Annotated in this window: 14 protein-coding genes; 11 read left to right on the plus strand and 3 right to left on the minus strand. The window is 61.2% G+C overall.

The genetic code is table 11. The features are described 5' to 3' along the window. The first annotated feature begins 2 nt into the window (after positions 1-2). The 9 genes from bioB to bioD are packed head-to-tail and all read left to right on the plus strand — an operon-like array spanning position 3 to position 7,657. Entirely contained in the window at positions 3-977 is a 975-nt protein-coding gene (gene bioB / locus ACZ5D1_RS11885; RefSeq protein WP_464554970.1) for a biotin synthase BioB, read from the plus strand. Further along, entirely contained in the window at positions 974-2,353 is a 1,380-nt protein-coding gene (gene bioA / locus ACZ5D1_RS11890) for an adenosylmethionine--8-amino-7-oxononanoate transaminase (RefSeq protein ID WP_464554972.1), read from the plus strand. The genes bioB and bioA overlap by 4 nt, the downstream gene beginning before the upstream one ends. A 22-nt stretch (positions 2,354-2,375) precedes the next feature. Next, positions 2,376-2,816, plus strand: a complete 441-nt coding sequence (locus ACZ5D1_RS11895; RefSeq protein WP_464554973.1) for a 3-hydroxyacyl-ACP dehydratase FabZ family protein — start codon at positions 2,376-2,378, stop codon at positions 2,814-2,816. After that, positions 2,807-3,562, plus strand: coding sequence for an SDR family oxidoreductase (locus ACZ5D1_RS11900; protein WP_273193549.1), 756 nt, complete (start codon positions 2,807-2,809; stop codon positions 3,560-3,562). The genes ACZ5D1_RS11895 and ACZ5D1_RS11900 overlap by 10 nt, the downstream gene beginning before the upstream one ends. Positions 3,563-3,576: 14 nt before the next feature. Further along, on the plus strand, positions 3,577-3,999 hold the full coding sequence (locus tag ACZ5D1_RS11905) for an acyl carrier protein (RefSeq protein WP_011368489.1): 423 nt from the start codon (positions 3,577-3,579) through the stop codon (positions 3,997-3,999). Beyond that, positions 3,971-5,299, plus strand: coding sequence for a beta-ketoacyl-[acyl-carrier-protein] synthase family protein (locus ACZ5D1_RS11910; protein ID WP_464554974.1), 1,329 nt, complete (start codon positions 3,971-3,973; stop codon positions 5,297-5,299). The genes ACZ5D1_RS11905 and ACZ5D1_RS11910 overlap by 29 nt, the downstream gene beginning before the upstream one ends. Next, positions 5,296-5,805: a hypothetical protein gene (locus tag ACZ5D1_RS11915; protein ID WP_464554975.1), complete on the plus strand. Its 510-nt coding sequence runs from the start codon at positions 5,296-5,298 to the stop codon at positions 5,803-5,805. The genes ACZ5D1_RS11910 and ACZ5D1_RS11915 overlap by 4 nt, the downstream gene beginning before the upstream one ends. Next, complete coding sequence (locus tag ACZ5D1_RS11920; RefSeq protein ID WP_464554977.1) at positions 5,787-6,944, plus strand: aminotransferase class I/II-fold pyridoxal phosphate-dependent enzyme; 1,158 nt, start codon at positions 5,787-5,789, stop codon at positions 6,942-6,944. Before ACZ5D1_RS11915 ends, ACZ5D1_RS11920 begins: the two co-directional genes overlap by 19 nt. Then, the gene (gene bioD, locus ACZ5D1_RS11925; protein WP_011368493.1) at positions 6,941-7,657 is read left to right on the plus strand and encodes a dethiobiotin synthase; all 717 of its coding nucleotides are present in this window, start codon (positions 6,941-6,943) and stop codon (positions 7,655-7,657) included. Before ACZ5D1_RS11920 ends, bioD begins: the two co-directional genes overlap by 4 nt. Here the strand turns inward: bioD and lysA are convergent. Further along, the gene (gene lysA, locus ACZ5D1_RS11930) at positions 7,654-8,958 is read right to left on the minus strand and encodes a diaminopimelate decarboxylase (protein ID WP_464554978.1); all 1,305 of its coding nucleotides are present in this window, start codon (positions 8,956-8,958) and stop codon (positions 7,654-7,656) included. The two genes, bioD and lysA, sit on opposite strands and share 4 nt — an antisense overlap. Beyond that, positions 8,958-9,701 carry a TrmB family transcriptional regulator gene (locus ACZ5D1_RS11935; RefSeq protein WP_011368495.1) on the minus strand — a complete coding sequence of 248 codons (744 nt, stop codon included), beginning with the start codon at positions 9,699-9,701 and terminating at the stop codon, positions 8,958-8,960. Before ACZ5D1_RS11935 ends, lysA begins: the two co-directional genes overlap by 1 nt. 249 nt (positions 9,702-9,950) lie before the next feature. On the opposite strand from ACZ5D1_RS11935, the gene ACZ5D1_RS11940 reads away from it, so the two are divergent. Continuing rightward, a complete protein-coding gene (locus ACZ5D1_RS11940; RefSeq protein ID WP_464554979.1) occupies positions 9,951-11,165 on the plus strand; it encodes a M20 metallopeptidase family protein in 1,215 nt (404 codons plus the stop codon). A 142-nt stretch (positions 11,166-11,307) separates the two neighbouring features. Then, the gene (locus tag ACZ5D1_RS11945) at positions 11,308-11,730 is read left to right on the plus strand and encodes an FKBP-type peptidyl-prolyl cis-trans isomerase (RefSeq protein WP_011368497.1); all 423 of its coding nucleotides are present in this window, start codon (positions 11,308-11,310) and stop codon (positions 11,728-11,730) included. Between the two features lie 141 nt (positions 11,731-11,871). Here ACZ5D1_RS11945 and feoB read toward each other — a convergent pair whose 3' ends face one another. Continuing rightward, positions 11,872-14,049, minus strand: coding sequence for a ferrous iron transport protein B (gene feoB, locus ACZ5D1_RS11950; RefSeq protein WP_011368498.1), 2,178 nt, complete (start codon positions 14,047-14,049; stop codon positions 11,872-11,874). Between the last annotated feature and the right edge of the window lie 142 nt (positions 14,050-14,191).

Raw genomic sequence — 14,191 nt, forward strand, 5'->3', positions numbered from 1 at the left:
CCATGACCATAAACCCTGACGACCTGTGCCGCCGCATTATGGCGGCCCCTGAAGCCTGTGCCACGGAAGATGAGGCACTGCGGCTTCTGGAACTGCCCGCCGAGCAGACTCTGCCGCTTATCGCCTGTGCCCAGCGCATACGCACGGCACATGCCGGACCGGCGTTCACCTGTGCCATTGTCAACGCCCGTTCCGGACGCTGCCCCGAAAACTGTTCATTCTGCGCACAGTCGGCCCATTATGCCACAGGTGCGCCCGAACACCCCATGCTGAACACCGCCGCACTGGTGGAGCACGCCCTGAAGCTGGCCGACGCCGGTGCGGACAGATTCGGCATTGTGACCAGCGGCACACGCCCCGCCCCCCGCGAACTGGAAACAGTATGCGAAGCCGTGGTCCGCATACGGGCGCGCACGCACCTTTCGCCCTGCGCATCACTGGGCCAGCTCAGCCCGCAGGCAGCTGCAATGCTGCGGCAGGCGGGACTGGAGCGCTACCACCATAATCTGGAAACCGCACGCAGTTTCTTTGCATCGGTATGCACAACGCATGACTACGACGAAGACATATATACCGTCAAACTGGCGCGCGAGGCCGGACTGTCTGTGTGCTGCGGAGGCATACTGGGGCTGGGCGAAAGCCGCGCGCAACGGGCGGAGCTTTCCGGTCAGATAAAACGGTGCAGGGCAGATTCGGTGCCGGTCAACCTGCTGACCCCTGTGGCAGGCACGCCGCTGGAGCGCATGGATCCGCTGCCGCCGTTTGAAGCGCTGCGCACCATAGCCGTATTCAGATTCATGCATCCGCAGGCCGACATACTGGTGGCCGGAGGCCGCGAACATGTGCTGGGCGAATACCGTTCGTGGACATTCATCAGCGGCGCCAACGGGCTGATGGTGGGCAATTATCTGACAACCGCGGGCCGCAGCACCGCTGACGACTACACCATGCTGCGCCATATGGGAGTACTCCGATGAACGCACTTCAACCCGACACGGAACGGCTGCGCGCACTGGACGCGGCCCATGTATGGCACCCCTTCACCCAGATGGCGACGTGGCACGAAGACGCGCCGCTGATAATCGAAAAAGCCCGCGGCAACTGGCTGGTGGATACCGACGGCAACCGCTATCTGGACGGTGTTTCTTCGCTGTGGACCAACGTGCACGGCCACAGACACCCGCATATTGATGCGGCCATACGCGCCCAGCTGGACAACGTGGCACATTCCACGCTGCTGGGTCTATCGAGCCGCCCTGCCATTGAGCTTGCGGCCATGCTGGCCCGGATAGCCCCGCAGGGACTGAACCGCGTCTTCTATTCCGACAGCGGCTCCACTGCGGTGGAAGTGGCGCTGAAGATAGCCTACCAGTACCAGAAGCAACGCGGCCCCGCCGGAGAAGGTCGCAGCAAGTTTTTATGCCTGCGGGGAGCGTACCACGGCGACACCGTGGGGGCCGTTTCGCTGGGCGGCATAGACCTGTTTCATGCCGTGTACGGCGGGCTGCTGTTTGAAACCGTACGGGCCGAGGCGCCGTACTGCTACCGGTGCCCCTTCGGCCGGCAGAAAGAATCATGCCGCCACGAGTGCTTCACCCATCTGAAAGAAACGGCCACACGCCACGCGCCGGAACTGGCCGCCATGGTCATAGAGCCGCTGGTTCAGGGTGCCGCCGGTCAGATAACACACCCCGACGGTTATCTGGCCCACGCCCGCGCCCTGTGCGACAGGCTCGGTATTCTGCTTATCGCCGACGAAGTGGCCGTGGGTTTCGGCAAAACCGGAACCATGTTTGCCTGCGAACAGGAAAAAGTGGTTCCCGACCTGCTGTGTCTGGCCAAAGGCATTTCCGGCGGATATCTGCCGCTGGCAGCCACCATGGTGACCGACGCCGTATACGAGGCTTTTCTGGGCGACCACGCGCAATGCCGCACGTTTTTCCACGGGCACACCTATACCGGTAATGCGCTGGCATGTGCCGCAGGCATAGCCAGCCTGCAGCTTTTCCGCACCGAAGGCACACTGGAGCGGCTGCAGCATATCATCACCATATACGATGCACTGCTGCGGCAGCTGGAAACACTGCCCCATGTGGGCGATATCCGCCGCAGGGGCATCATGACCGGCATAGAGCTGGTGGAAGACCGCGCCACACGCCGTCCGTATCCTTTTGCCCTGCGCACCGCGCACAAGGTGGTGCTGGCAGCACGCAGGAGAGGAGTTATCATCCGGCCGCTGGGCGACGTGCTGGTGCTCATGCCGCCCCTGAGCATCACCGCGCAGGAGTGCGGCCTGCTGGTCGAAGCCACGGCGGAAGCCATACAGGAAGTGACCGGAGGCCCCCGTGTCTGAAAAATCTGTGCCAGAAAAAAATATGCCTGAAAAAACTGTGTCTGAGCGGGACGGGGAAAGTTCGGACGCCCCCCGTGATACCGCCATGTCCGGCGCGCAAAAACACCCCGCAGAAAAAATGGGCCGGAAAAGCTCCGCGGCTGTTCCCGCCGCCCGTAGCGCTTCCGTCTTCTGCTGTTTTCCTGCGGATGATCCTGTCTACGCAGAGCATTTTCCCGGTGCGCCCTGTGTGCCCGGCTCGCTGCTCATGCAGGCGTTTATCCGCGCCGCGGAACAGATGACCGGCCCTGCGCCGGACGCGGGACAATGGACATTCACGGGGGTACGCTTCCGGAAGTTTGTGCCGCCCGGCACTCACGTCTGCACGGTCAGCGCAGTCACGGACGGCAGCGGCAGCGCATACCGGTGCACCCTGCTTGTGGACGGCGTCGCCGCCGTCACAGGAACCATACAATGCGCCTGAGCCATACCCGCGGATGTGTACTGGTGGCGGGCGGCGGCAGCGCGCTGGGCACCGCTTCGGCCACGCTGCTGGCCCGCGCGGGCGTACCGCTGTGCCTGACGGCAGGCAGCGCAGAGGCAGCCGCCCGCATACACAACGCTTTCAGCGCAGCGCACCTATCCTGCCCGCCGGTACTCATCGTGCGCATGGAAGACACAGCCCGCGCCGATGCCCTGCCGGAACAGGCGGCAGCAGCCGCAGGCATGCCCGCGGCATATCTGCTGGACCTGATGCATACGGATCACGAAAGCCTGCTGGCATCGGCATCACCGGACACAATCAGCGCATACATAGAAGCCAATATAACATGGCGTGCCCGTCTGGTGCGTGCGGTCAGCCGCCATATGCTGCACCGCCGCTGCGGCCGCATGGTTTTTGTCTCGTCAACGGCTGCGGCGCTGCCCGCCGCCGGACAGGGACTGTATGCCGCGGCAAAACTGGCTGCCGAAGCCCTGTACCGCAGCACCGGTACAGAACTGGCCGCACGGGGCATCACAACATGCTCGCTGCGTCTCGGATATGTGGCTGCCGGGCGCGGAGCCCGCTATCTGAAGCAGCATCCGGACCTGCTGCAGCGCATTCCGCTGCAACGGGCGGTGGACGTGCACGAGGCTGCCGGAGCACTGGCGTTCCTTCTCAGCGACGGAGCCGCCGCCATCAACGCCACCGCCATCACCATGGACGGCGGTCTGACCGCCTGCAAATAAAAGGAGACCACAGCATGACACAGCAGACCGCCCCCTGCGCCGTGACAGAACGGGTCATCGGCATCATCGCGGAAGTTCTCGATATTCCGCCGCACACCATCACTCCGGAAACCCGCGTATTACGCGATCTTGAAACCGAATCCATCGATCTGCTCGAATTCGGCGTGGGGCTCAATGCGGCATTCGGCATACCGGTCGCCGACGACACGGTGTTTCTCACCTCACTGCGCGTGCACCTTGAAGAAGCCCGGCATGCAGATGCTGACCCGTACAAAATGATGGCAGGACGGTATCCTCACCTGAGCTGCGACCGCGTGGCCTGCATACTCCGCACACTGGATGATGGGCCCGTGCTGAGCGTACAGGATATTGCGGATTACGTGCTGCACGCCCTGCGCGCCGGACAGCATGAAAAGGCTCCGAGCCATGCAGGCTGAACGCAGAGTGGTCATCACCGGCGCCGGTGCCGTCACCCCGCTGGGGCATACGCCGCAGGACATCCGGCAGTCGGTGCTGACCGGCCGCACCGTATTTGAACCTACTTCCGTGCCGGCGGGGTATGCACAGGCACCGGCGCAGTTCGATGCCGACGATGCACTGCGGGGCTGGCGGCACCGGCGCTATCTTAACCGCGGTGCGGCCATGGCCGTGCATGCCGCACGTCAGGCTGCCGGAGCTGCCGGTTTTGCTGCGGGTCTGCCCGGATACTGCGGAATATTCGCCGGAAGCGGTCCGCATCTGGATATGGACAGCGACTACGCACAGCCGCAGCATCTTCCGCAGCGGCATGATACGCTTTGTGCCTTATGGATGCTGCGCTATCTGCCCAACACGGCAGCTTCGGCCATCAGCCAGTTGCTGGGCGCCCGCGGCGAAAGTCTGGTGACCGGTACTGCCTGCGCGGCCTCGCTGCAGGCAGTGGGAGAGGCCTTCCGCCGCATCCGCCACGGGGTACTGCCTGTGGCGCTGGCCGGCGGAGGCGATTCGCGCCTGTCATACGGCGGCCTTTTGGCCTATGCCAAGGCGGGCGCACTGGCTCCGTGTTCTGAAGACACTCATGCCGCAGCAGCAGCGGCATGCAGGCCCTTTGACACCGGTCGGCAGGGATTTGCAGCAGGTGAAGGAGCCGCTTTTTTTGTACTGGAATCGCTGGACCATGCGCAAAAACGCGGCGCTGTTCCGCTGGCTGAAGTATGCGGATACGGCTGCAGCATGGACGGCCACGCCATGACCGCACCGCACCCGCAGGGCATGCACGCGGAACAGGCTGTCAGAACCGCTCTGCACGAAGCAGGGGCCGGACCGGCCGATGTGACCGCCGTCTGTGCACACGGTACGGGTACGCTGTGCAACGACACCGCCGAATCAGTCATGCTCACGCGGCTTTTTGCCCCGACCGGACACCGGCCGCCGGTTCTTGCCCTCAAATCATGGACAGGACACTGCGCCTCTGCCTGCGGTGCCGTGGAACTGGCCGTACTGCTGGCCTGTGCCCGGCACGGTTTTCTGCCCCCCGTGCGCAACCTGCAGACTCCGCTGTGCGACAGTCTCTCGTTTGTCCGCCGCATTCAGCCGTGCACCGCTGCAGAGCTGTACGCTGCCGGACGTCCGGAAAAGCTTTCCGCCCTGACGCTTCTGCAGAGCTTCGGGTTCGGCGGCCAGAACGCCGCGCTGGCGGTACGTCCCTTCCGCGCATCAACCGCCGCGGCAATACAGGATGACAATATACCGGCATGAAACATAAAAACACTATCACGCTGCGCTGCAACGCCGCTCCGGCGCCGGAAACGCTCCATACGCCGGCCACGGCCCTGTTCGTTGTACCCGCCGCGGTAAGTGCGGTCTGCAGCAGCAGCATACGGGGAACAGTACGCGGGGGCGGGCATTCCGGCGAGCCATGGTTCATGACTGAAGCACTGGCCCAGTTTGCCGCGCTGCACACCCGCTGGCTGTGCGGTTTTTCTTGCCACGCATTTCTGCTCTCGGTACGGCGCATGCCCCATATACGCCTTTCTGCCGCCGACCTGCCCGCAGGGGCAACCGCACCGGTGCATGCGCTGCTGACATCACGCACCGGTTCGGACAGCAGGCACGCATTTGAATACACCGTGCAAATGCAGCTGGGTGCCCGCACCGTGCAGGGAATACTGCTTACCGGCACCCTGCCCTATGACGGCAGATTTTCAGCTGACCGGCTGCAGAAGCGTTACAGAGAGCTCTTCGCATGGCTTACGCGGCATTGAACGCGCGGTTGCGGGCACTGACGGCCGCAGGACTGTACCGCAGACGCATCTGTCAGGAATCCCGTCAGGGAAAATGGGTGACTGTGGACGGCAGGCAACTGTTGAATTTTGCCTCAAACGACTATCTGGGACTGGCAGCGGATACGGACTGGCAGGCTCAGGTGGCCCGCTGCTTTGCACAGCATCCCCCGTCCGCCTCTGCCTCGGCTCTGGCGGGGGGGCACTCGCGCACCATCAGGGCCGCCGAAGAATCACTTGCCGAATATTTCGGCTATGCGGAATGCGTGCTGCTGCCCAGCGGTTATCAGGCCAATCTGGCCCTGCTGCAGGCGCTGGCCTTTTGCGGCGATACAGTGCTGTACGACAAACGCATCCATGCCAGCACTGCAGCAGCCGTACGCGCCGGTGCCGCAACGCCCTGCGGTTTCCGCCACAACGATACACGGCACCTTGCCCGCAGGCTGGAAAAAACGGACAAGCCGGACAGTACGGGCACAAAAGTTATTCTGGTGGAATCGCTGTACAGTATGGACGGCGACAGTCCGGACTTTGCCGCACTGCGCCGGATCAAGGAACGGCATAACGCCATACTGGTGGCAGACGAGGCGCACGCCTTCGGCGTGCTGGGCACAGAAGGCAGAGGGCTGGCAACCGGCAGTGCCGACATGGCTGTGGGCACGCTGGGAAAAGCGCTGGGACTGTTCGGTGCATTCATTCTGCTGCCGCGCGGCGGAACAGAATTGCTGTGCAATCTGGCGTCGCCCTTCATTCACTCCACGGCACTGCCCGACGCGCACGCCGCATGCGCGGCCATGCTGCCCCGGCGCATTGCACGCATGGAGGAACAACGCGACCGTGTGGCCCGGCTGAGCCGTCTCATGCGGACGGAACTGCAGGGGCTGGGGCTGCCTGTGCACGGCACAGCGCACATCATCACGCTGGAAACAGGCGACGAAGCACTGACAAGCCGGACAGCTGCCGAGCTGCGGCAGCACGGTATTCTGGCACTGGCGGCACGGCACCCCACCGTGCCCGCACGAAGAGCCGTCATACGTCTGGGCATGACGGCTCTGCATTCGGCCCGCGATGTAGAGGTATGCGTGCGGAGCCTTACGACGATCCTGCGAGGTATTGTATGAATCATCGTGAACCGATGCCCCTGCACCTGTTTGTCACAGGAACGGACACCGGTGCGGGAAAAACCGTGGTCAGCCTGCTGCTGCTTAAAGTTCTGCACGGGCGCGGGCACATGCCCCGTTACTTCAAACCGCTGCAGACCGGCTGTATTTCTCCCTCGGATGCGGACAGTGACGCCCGTTTCATCCATAACTATCATGAGCCGCTGCGGAACATTGCGCCGGAACATTCCACGGGGCTGTGCTTCAAGTCTCCCAAGGCTCCGCTCTATGCCGCGCGCGACGAAGGCCGCGGCATAGAGGCGGAAACCGTCTTGCGCAGGCTGGCATCCCTGCGCAGGGAAAAGGCGCCCCTCGTGGCGGAAGGAGCAGGCGGGCTGCTGGTACCGGTAACCCCGCACGCCACCGTTATCGATATTATCGAACAGTCGGGCATGCGGCCCGTACTGGTGGCCCGCACGGGGCTGGGCACCATCAACCATACGCTCCTTTCACTGGAGGTGCTCAGGCTGCGGAACATAAAACCGGCAGGGATTGTGTTTGTCGAGGCAAGGGATGAACCCACGCCCGCAGCCATGATTCAGGAAAACATGGACGCCGTGTCCGCATTTTCCGGAATATCCGTCAGCGGCGTTGTGCCGCATATTTCTGATTTTCATTCACCGCCCCGGCAGGCTCTGGCCGTCGTGGAGCGGCTTGTGGACGGGATGCTTTAGCCCCGTCCGCCTGCCACCCGCACAGACCCGCCGGTCTTTTCCGCATACTCCGGAAAGCAGGCCAGCAGGTCGTCCAGAGTTTCGCGGCGGCGGATAAGCCGGTCGCGGCCGTCTTTGTCCACCAGCACTTCGGCCGGACGCAGACGCTGATTGTAGCTGGAACTCATGGCAAAACCGTAGGCTCCGGCATCCAGCATGGCGATGATGTCGCCTTCCTGTATCTCGGGCAGGTCGCGGGCGGCAGCCATGATATCGCCTGATTCGCAGATATTGCCCACGATGGTCTGCTGCATGGTTTCCTGCTGCGGAACACCGTCTTCGCGGTATATCTCCACATCATGAAAAGCGTCGTACATGACCGGACGCTGCAGAACGTTGAACCCGAGATCTGTACCGGCAAAACGGCGTTCGCCGTTGTTTTTGACGGCATGCACGGTACCCAGTACCACGCCGCACTCAGCGGTCACATAGCGGCCCGGCTCGATCATAAAGCGTCCGTTGTATCCCGTGCGTTCCGCCCATCTGCCGATGCAGTCATCCAGCATGCGGCCCGTGGCTTCCATGTCCAGCCGGGGCTGTTTTTCATATTTGCGGTACGGAATGCCGAATCCTCCGCCGAAGTCGATGACCTCCAGCGAATCCCACTGTTCCGCCTCGCGCAGAAGAAACTCCACGGCTTCCAAGTAGCTGTCCGGCTCCATGAACAGCGAACCGATGTGCTGGTTAAGCCCTGCAAGAGTCAGGTTGTGCCGCTTGAGAATGCGGCGCACGGCATCGCCGTCGTCCGGCCCTATGCCGAATTTCGTTTCCTTGCCGCCGGTGACAACCTTTTTGTGGTGTCCCGCGCCGATGCCTGGATTGATGCGGATCATCACCTTGCCGCCGGGGTTCACCTGCCCCAGCAGATCAAGCTGCGACAGAGAGTCCACGCTGACCAGCAGACCGTGATCGACAGCATTGCGCAGTTCTTCGGCAGAAACGTTGTTGCAGACGTAGGTTATTTCGTCGGGCGTGAATCCCGCCGCAAGATGCATGGCGATTTCGCCGGGAGACATGGCATCCACCACCAGTCCTTCGGAACGGATAATGCGCAGCAGCGAAAGATTGGCATTGGCCTTGGCCGAATAATTGACCCGGAACCCCGGATGACTGCTCAACCCTTTCAATTCGCGGCATCTGCGGCGCAGTACGTTTTCATTATACACGTACAGCGGGCTGCCATAGGTTTCCACCAGCTCCATGGGTGTGGAAAGCCCGTAAAAATCCAGTTCATCTGTCACGGCGGAACGAACGTTCGACATTATTTCCCCCTTGTGGGACTCTCCTCCGGTTCTGCACCGCTCATGCCGGACCGGATCTTGATAAGTTCAATTTCATTCAGCAGCGCCTCGCGCATCAGATACACCAGATGCTCGTTGGCGGAGTACAGACACTGCCCTGTTCTGGCGGCCTGATCCACCACGCCGGTAATCACTTCGCGCGTGTCGGCAATAAGCTTGATATGCCCCGTACCCGCGGCATTATGCATAAAAATGGCTCCGGAAATCTGCGGGTCGGCATCCGACAGAATAACCACCTTGAGTCCGCGGGCGGCACAGGCGGCCATGTCTTCCTTCAGCTGCGCGGCATTGCCCGAATGCATCGAAATATACACGCGCAACTGCGCCAGACGCAGCATGTTGCGCACTTTATCCATGGTGTTCTGGTACCCCGTCACCGTCAGGTAGGGCATTTCCACCGGCTGCTCTTCGGGCAGATGCTGTTCGAGAAACTCCAGAGTCTCGTCACAGTGCCTGCGTATGGTGACCAGCAGCTCCTTGCGGGGTGTGGGCACATACTTGCTGGTGTCGTCGCTGGCCACCACGGCCCCGCCCTTTTCCACCAGACTGGATAACGCCGCATATGCGTTGGAACGCGATATGCCCGCCAGCTTTGCCGCCTCATATCCTGTAAGCGCACCGTGCCTGCACAGCGTCACGTACATGATGGATTCCTGCTGGGTAAACCCGAACCGCTTAAGAGCCTTTATGATTTCGCTATCCATGCAATTTCCTGCCACGTCTAACGTGGTACTATTTAGTACTACTAATTACCCTGAACCCGGTTGTCAATATCCGGTCTGCAAAAAAACACCCTGCGGCCGGAGGCATGCCCGGACGCAACCGGCCAGACAGTGTACGCCGCCTCGGCCTGCCGGGCAACGCGGCAGCCGCCCCTTTACGCGGAGACTTACTTTTTTTAGCGTAAACGGCAGCCTGCCGTGCACGGCAACGCGCAAACAAAGGATGGTACAATGCAACACCCCGTACATGAAAGCACCATAGCCGCACAGACTGCCGCCATACTGCCACAGGTCATCAGCTGGCGGCACGACCTGCACCGCATACCCGAACCCGGGCAGGCCGAAGAAAAAACCGCCCGCTATGTTTCCGCCTGCCTCGAATCTCTGGGCATAACGCACAGCACGGGCTTTGCCGGTCACGGCATCTGCGGCATCATCGACACCGGACGGCCCGGTCCCACCGTGCTGCTGCGCGCGGACATGGATGCGCTGCCGGTGACAGAACTGGCCGATGTGCCGTTCAGGTCCGCCCATGACGGCTTCATGCATGCCTGCGGTCACGACTGCCATATGGCCATGCTGCTCGGGGCGGCGGGCATATTGCGGCACCTGGCGGACAAGCCGCACAGCGGCATGTGCGGTGCCGTCAAGCTGATCTTTCAGCCTGCCGAAGAATACCCCGGCGGAGCAAAGCCCATGATTGAAGCCGGTGTGATGCAAAATCCCGCCGTGGATTACTGTCTGGGGGCGCATGTATGGCCCACGCTGCCCGAAGGCACAGTATCGGCCTGCTCCGGTCCGGTTATGGCCGCCATGGACAGGTTTGACATAACCATCAGAGGCCGCGGAGGCCACGCCGCCAAACCGCACCATTGCGTGGATGCACTTGAAACCGCCACGCAGGTTGTTTCGGCCATGCAGCGCATCATCAGCCGCAAGGTCGACCCGCTCAAACCCGCGCTGCTCACCGTAGGGCAGTTCAACGCGGGAACCGCATTCAACGTCATTCCCGGCGAAGCCTTTATCAGCGGCACGCTGCGCACTTTCGATGCGGACATCCGCAAACAGTGGGAACCGCTGCTGCGGCAGGTCACGCAAGGTGTGTGCAGCTCCATGGGCGCCACCGCAGATATACTGTTCAGCCCCGGCTACCCTGCCGTGGTCAACAACGCAACAGTGACGGACATAGTCCGTCAGGCTGCCGCGCATACAGACGGGGTCACCTGTCCGGACCGCCATGAGCAGAGCATGGGCGGCGAAGATATGGCGTATTTTCTGCAACGCGCTCCGGGGTGCTTTTTCTTCATCGGCAGCGGCTTTGAAGGCTGCGCTCCGGCCCATAACGCACATTTTCAGGTGCACGACCACATACTGGCCCACGGTATCGAAATTTTCTGCCGGGCCACATTGCGGCTGCTGCTGGACAAACCGGCAGCCACAGCCTGAGGTCTTTGGCTTTGCCTGTTAATACAGGCTGTAAGCCACATGAGACACGCACAGAAGCATAAGAAACGTTTTGACTTTCATGGCTGAACAAGCCAAGGTGACGATGTTTCTTTATGCCAAAAACCATGCAAGGAGTTTTTACATGGCAATCAAAAACGGCGACACCGTGCGTGTCCACTATACAGGAACTCTTGATGACGGCACGGTGTTCGACTCATCCCGCGACCGTGAACCGCTGGAATTCACCATGGGCGAAGGTATGCTCATTCCCGGTTTTGAAGCGGCTCTGATGGGTCTTGCCGCTGGCGATACCACCAAGACCACCATCCAGCCCGAAGACGCCTACGGCGAGCCCAATGACGAACTCATTCTGGCCGTTGCGCGTGAGCAGGTGCCCGACCACATCACCCCCGAAGTGGGTCTGATGCTGCAGGTGCAGACTGAAGAAGGCATGATGGATGTGACCATCACCGACGTAACCGACGAACAGGTCGTGCTGGACGCCAACCACCCGCTGGCCGGCGAATCCCTGACCTTCGAAATAGAAGTGATGGAAGTTCTCTAAGCCTCAGTGCCGCCCGTGCGGCTTTGACAGGGCGCCGCGGTGTATACCGCGGCGCCCTTTTTTTTTGCAGCACGGAAAAAAGGCCGGAGAGGCGAACCTCTCCGGCCGGTTACCGGTATGATGATGCGGCGGGGGATGCCGTTATAGCGACCCTATCTGGTACACCACCGTGGCCACCGCAAAAGCCAGAATGGTGTTGAAGACAACGCTGAACCCTGCCCAGCCCCACGAACCGGCCTCCTGCTTGATGGCTACCACAGCCACAAAGCACGGAGCGTACAGCAGCACAAAGAGCATGAGCGCCAGCGCACGGGCGGGATTCCACGACGGGTCGTTGGCTATGCGTTCTGCCAGACTGCCGCTTTCTTCGGGGTCAACCTCGCCCAGTGAATACGCGGTACCCAGTGTGGATACGATAACTTCCTTGGCCGCGATGCCGCCCACCAGAGCAATGTTGGTACGCCAGTCAAAGCCGGCCACAGAGGTTACGGATTCAATGGCAGTGCCCACACGTCCCGCTGCGGAGTACCGCAGTCCGGCCATGGCTTCTTCCGCATCCACTGCGGCAAGGGCTTCTTCCATGGGGGCCACATCATGGCCTTCGGCCTCGGCTGCTTCCATCTGACCGGTTATAAGCTGCCGCTGGCTTTCAAACTGCGCCACCTGAGTATCAGGCAGCTCCGGAAAGGTCATGGCAACCCAGAGCAGAATGGAAATGGCCAGAATAACGGTACCCGCTTTTTTAATGTACTGCCACGTACGCTCCCATGTGTGAATGAGCAGTCCGCGCAGCGTGGGAATACGGTAGGGAGGCAGTTCCATGACAAAGGGAGTGGATTCGCCTTTGATGAGCGTGGAGCGCAGCAGGCGTGCCACAAGCAGCGCCGCCACCCAGCCGCCCAGCGTCAGCGAGAACATGACAGCCGCTTCATTATCAGCAAAGAAAATACCCACAAACAGAATGAATACAGGCACTTTTGCACCGCAGGCCATGAAAGGCGCCGTGATGAGCGTGGCCAGTTTTTCCTTGCGGCTGCGCAGGGTGCGCGTGGCCATAACGCCGGGCACGGCACAACCGCCGGCAATACCGCCGGAAACGATGAAGGGCATTACCGAGCAGCCGTGCAGGCCGAACATGCGGAACACCCTGTCCAGCATATAGGCGATACGCGCCATGTAGCCGGAGTCTTCCAGAAACGCGATCTGCAGGAACATGAACAGAATAAGCGGCACAAACCCCATGACACCGCCCACGCCGTCTATGATGCCGGACACGATAAGCGATTTCAGCAGGCCGTCGGGCAGTGCGGCAGAGGCGGTCTCGTTAAGCCAGCCGAACATTTCTTCCACCCAGCCCATGGGAATTTCACCGATGGCGAAGGTAATTTCATAAATAAGGTACAGCAGCCCCAGCATGATCAGCGGGCCGAACAGCTGATGGGTAAGCACTTTGTCAAGACGGTCGGAAAACTGAATACGGTCCGTCATCTCGTCGCGGCGCTTCACCACGCCGTCACGCAGCACGGAAGCAATGAACCCGTAGCGGTAGTCGGCTATGACAGCTTCGGGGTATGTATTGAGCGTGCTCTGCAGGTGGTCGGCCACTTCCTTGACCTGCGCTTCCAGCTCCAGCGCCAGCGGACCGGCATCACGGCCGAGACGCATCATTTCCTCGTCGCCTTCGATATATTTGATGGCCACCCAGCGTGCGGGGTATTTATCAAGAAATTTTTCCGACTCGATACGCGCAGTCATGGCGCGCAGCACAGGGTCGATGTCTGCCCCGTAAGAAATCTCCAGCGGAGTCCATGGCTGCTTGCTGCGGGAATCACCGAATTCCACGGCATCCTGAAGCAGTTCTTTCACGCCCTCGCCGCTACGGGCAACGGTTTCGCGCACGGGCACACCCAGAGTTCTGGAAAGACGGGCCACGTCAATCTCGATACCCTGCTTGCGGGCTTCGTCCATCATGTTCAGCCCGAGCGCCACGGGTACGCCCATTTCAAGAAACTGCACGGCAAGATACAGGTTACGCTCAAGCGCAGCCGAGTTGAGCACGTCCACCACCACATCGGGGCGTTCGTCCACCACATAGCTGCGGGCAACCAGTTCTTCCTGCGTATAGGCGGTAAGAGAGTACGTGCCCGGAAGGTCGATGATGTGCACTTCCCGTCCATCAAGGCGCACTCTGCCCTCTTTTTTATCCACGGTGATGCCCGGATAGTTGCCCACATGCTGGCGGGCGCCTGTCAGTGCGTTAAAAGCCGTGGTTTTGCCGGAGTTCGGGTTACCGGCAAGTGCAATGGTAGTAATTTTCATTCCTGATTCCTGTTCCCCATACTGTTGAGCCGGACCGCGGAAGCTTCCGGCCCCCGCAACTGCCGGAAACATCCCCTGTTCCGGCAGGCTGCCGTGTCGCGACCCGTTTTACGTTCAACCAGACGTCTGACGATGCCTGCAC

The organism is Oleidesulfovibrio vietnamensis, from assembly GCF_055388115.1.

Bases quoted from the DNA above. Each gene is read 5' to 3' on its own strand.
- ACZ5D1_RS11905 (WP_011368489.1), top strand. From the start codon at position 3,577: ATGACACAGCAGACCGCCCCCTGCGCCGTGACAGAACGGGTCATCGGC.
- ACZ5D1_RS11940 (WP_464554979.1), top strand. From the start codon at position 9,951: ATGCAACACCCCGTACATGAAAGCACCATAGCCGCACAGACTGCCGCC.
- ACZ5D1_RS11915 (WP_464554975.1), top strand. From the start codon at position 5,296: ATGAAACATAAAAACACTATCACGCTGCGCTGCAACGCCGCTCCGGCG.
- ACZ5D1_RS11935 (WP_011368495.1), bottom strand. From the start codon at position 9,701: ATGGATAGCGAAATCATAAAGGCTCTTAAGCGGTTCGGGTTTACCCAG.
- bioD (WP_011368493.1), top strand. From the start codon at position 6,941: ATGAATCATCGTGAACCGATGCCCCTGCACCTGTTTGTCACAGGAACG.
- bioB (WP_464554970.1), top strand. From the start codon at position 3: ATGACCATAAACCCTGACGACCTGTGCCGCCGCATTATGGCGGCCCCT.
- ACZ5D1_RS11945 (WP_011368497.1), top strand. From the start codon at position 11,308: ATGGCAATCAAAAACGGCGACACCGTGCGTGTCCACTATACAGGAACT.
- ACZ5D1_RS11920 (WP_464554977.1), top strand. From the start codon at position 5,787: ATGGCTTACGCGGCATTGAACGCGCGGTTGCGGGCACTGACGGCCGCA.
- feoB (WP_011368498.1), bottom strand. From the start codon at position 14,049: ATGAAAATTACTACCATTGCACTTGCCGGTAACCCGAACTCCGGCAAA.
- ACZ5D1_RS11895 (WP_464554973.1), top strand. From the start codon at position 2,376: ATGCCTGAAAAAACTGTGTCTGAGCGGGACGGGGAAAGTTCGGACGCC.
- ACZ5D1_RS11900 (WP_273193549.1), top strand. From the start codon at position 2,807: ATGCGCCTGAGCCATACCCGCGGATGTGTACTGGTGGCGGGCGGCGGC.
- bioA (WP_464554972.1), top strand. From the start codon at position 974: ATGAACGCACTTCAACCCGACACGGAACGGCTGCGCGCACTGGACGCG.
- ACZ5D1_RS11910 (WP_464554974.1), top strand. From the start codon at position 3,971: ATGAAAAGGCTCCGAGCCATGCAGGCTGAACGCAGAGTGGTCATCACC.
- lysA (WP_464554978.1), bottom strand. From the start codon at position 8,958: ATGTCGAACGTTCGTTCCGCCGTGACAGATGAACTGGATTTTTACGGG.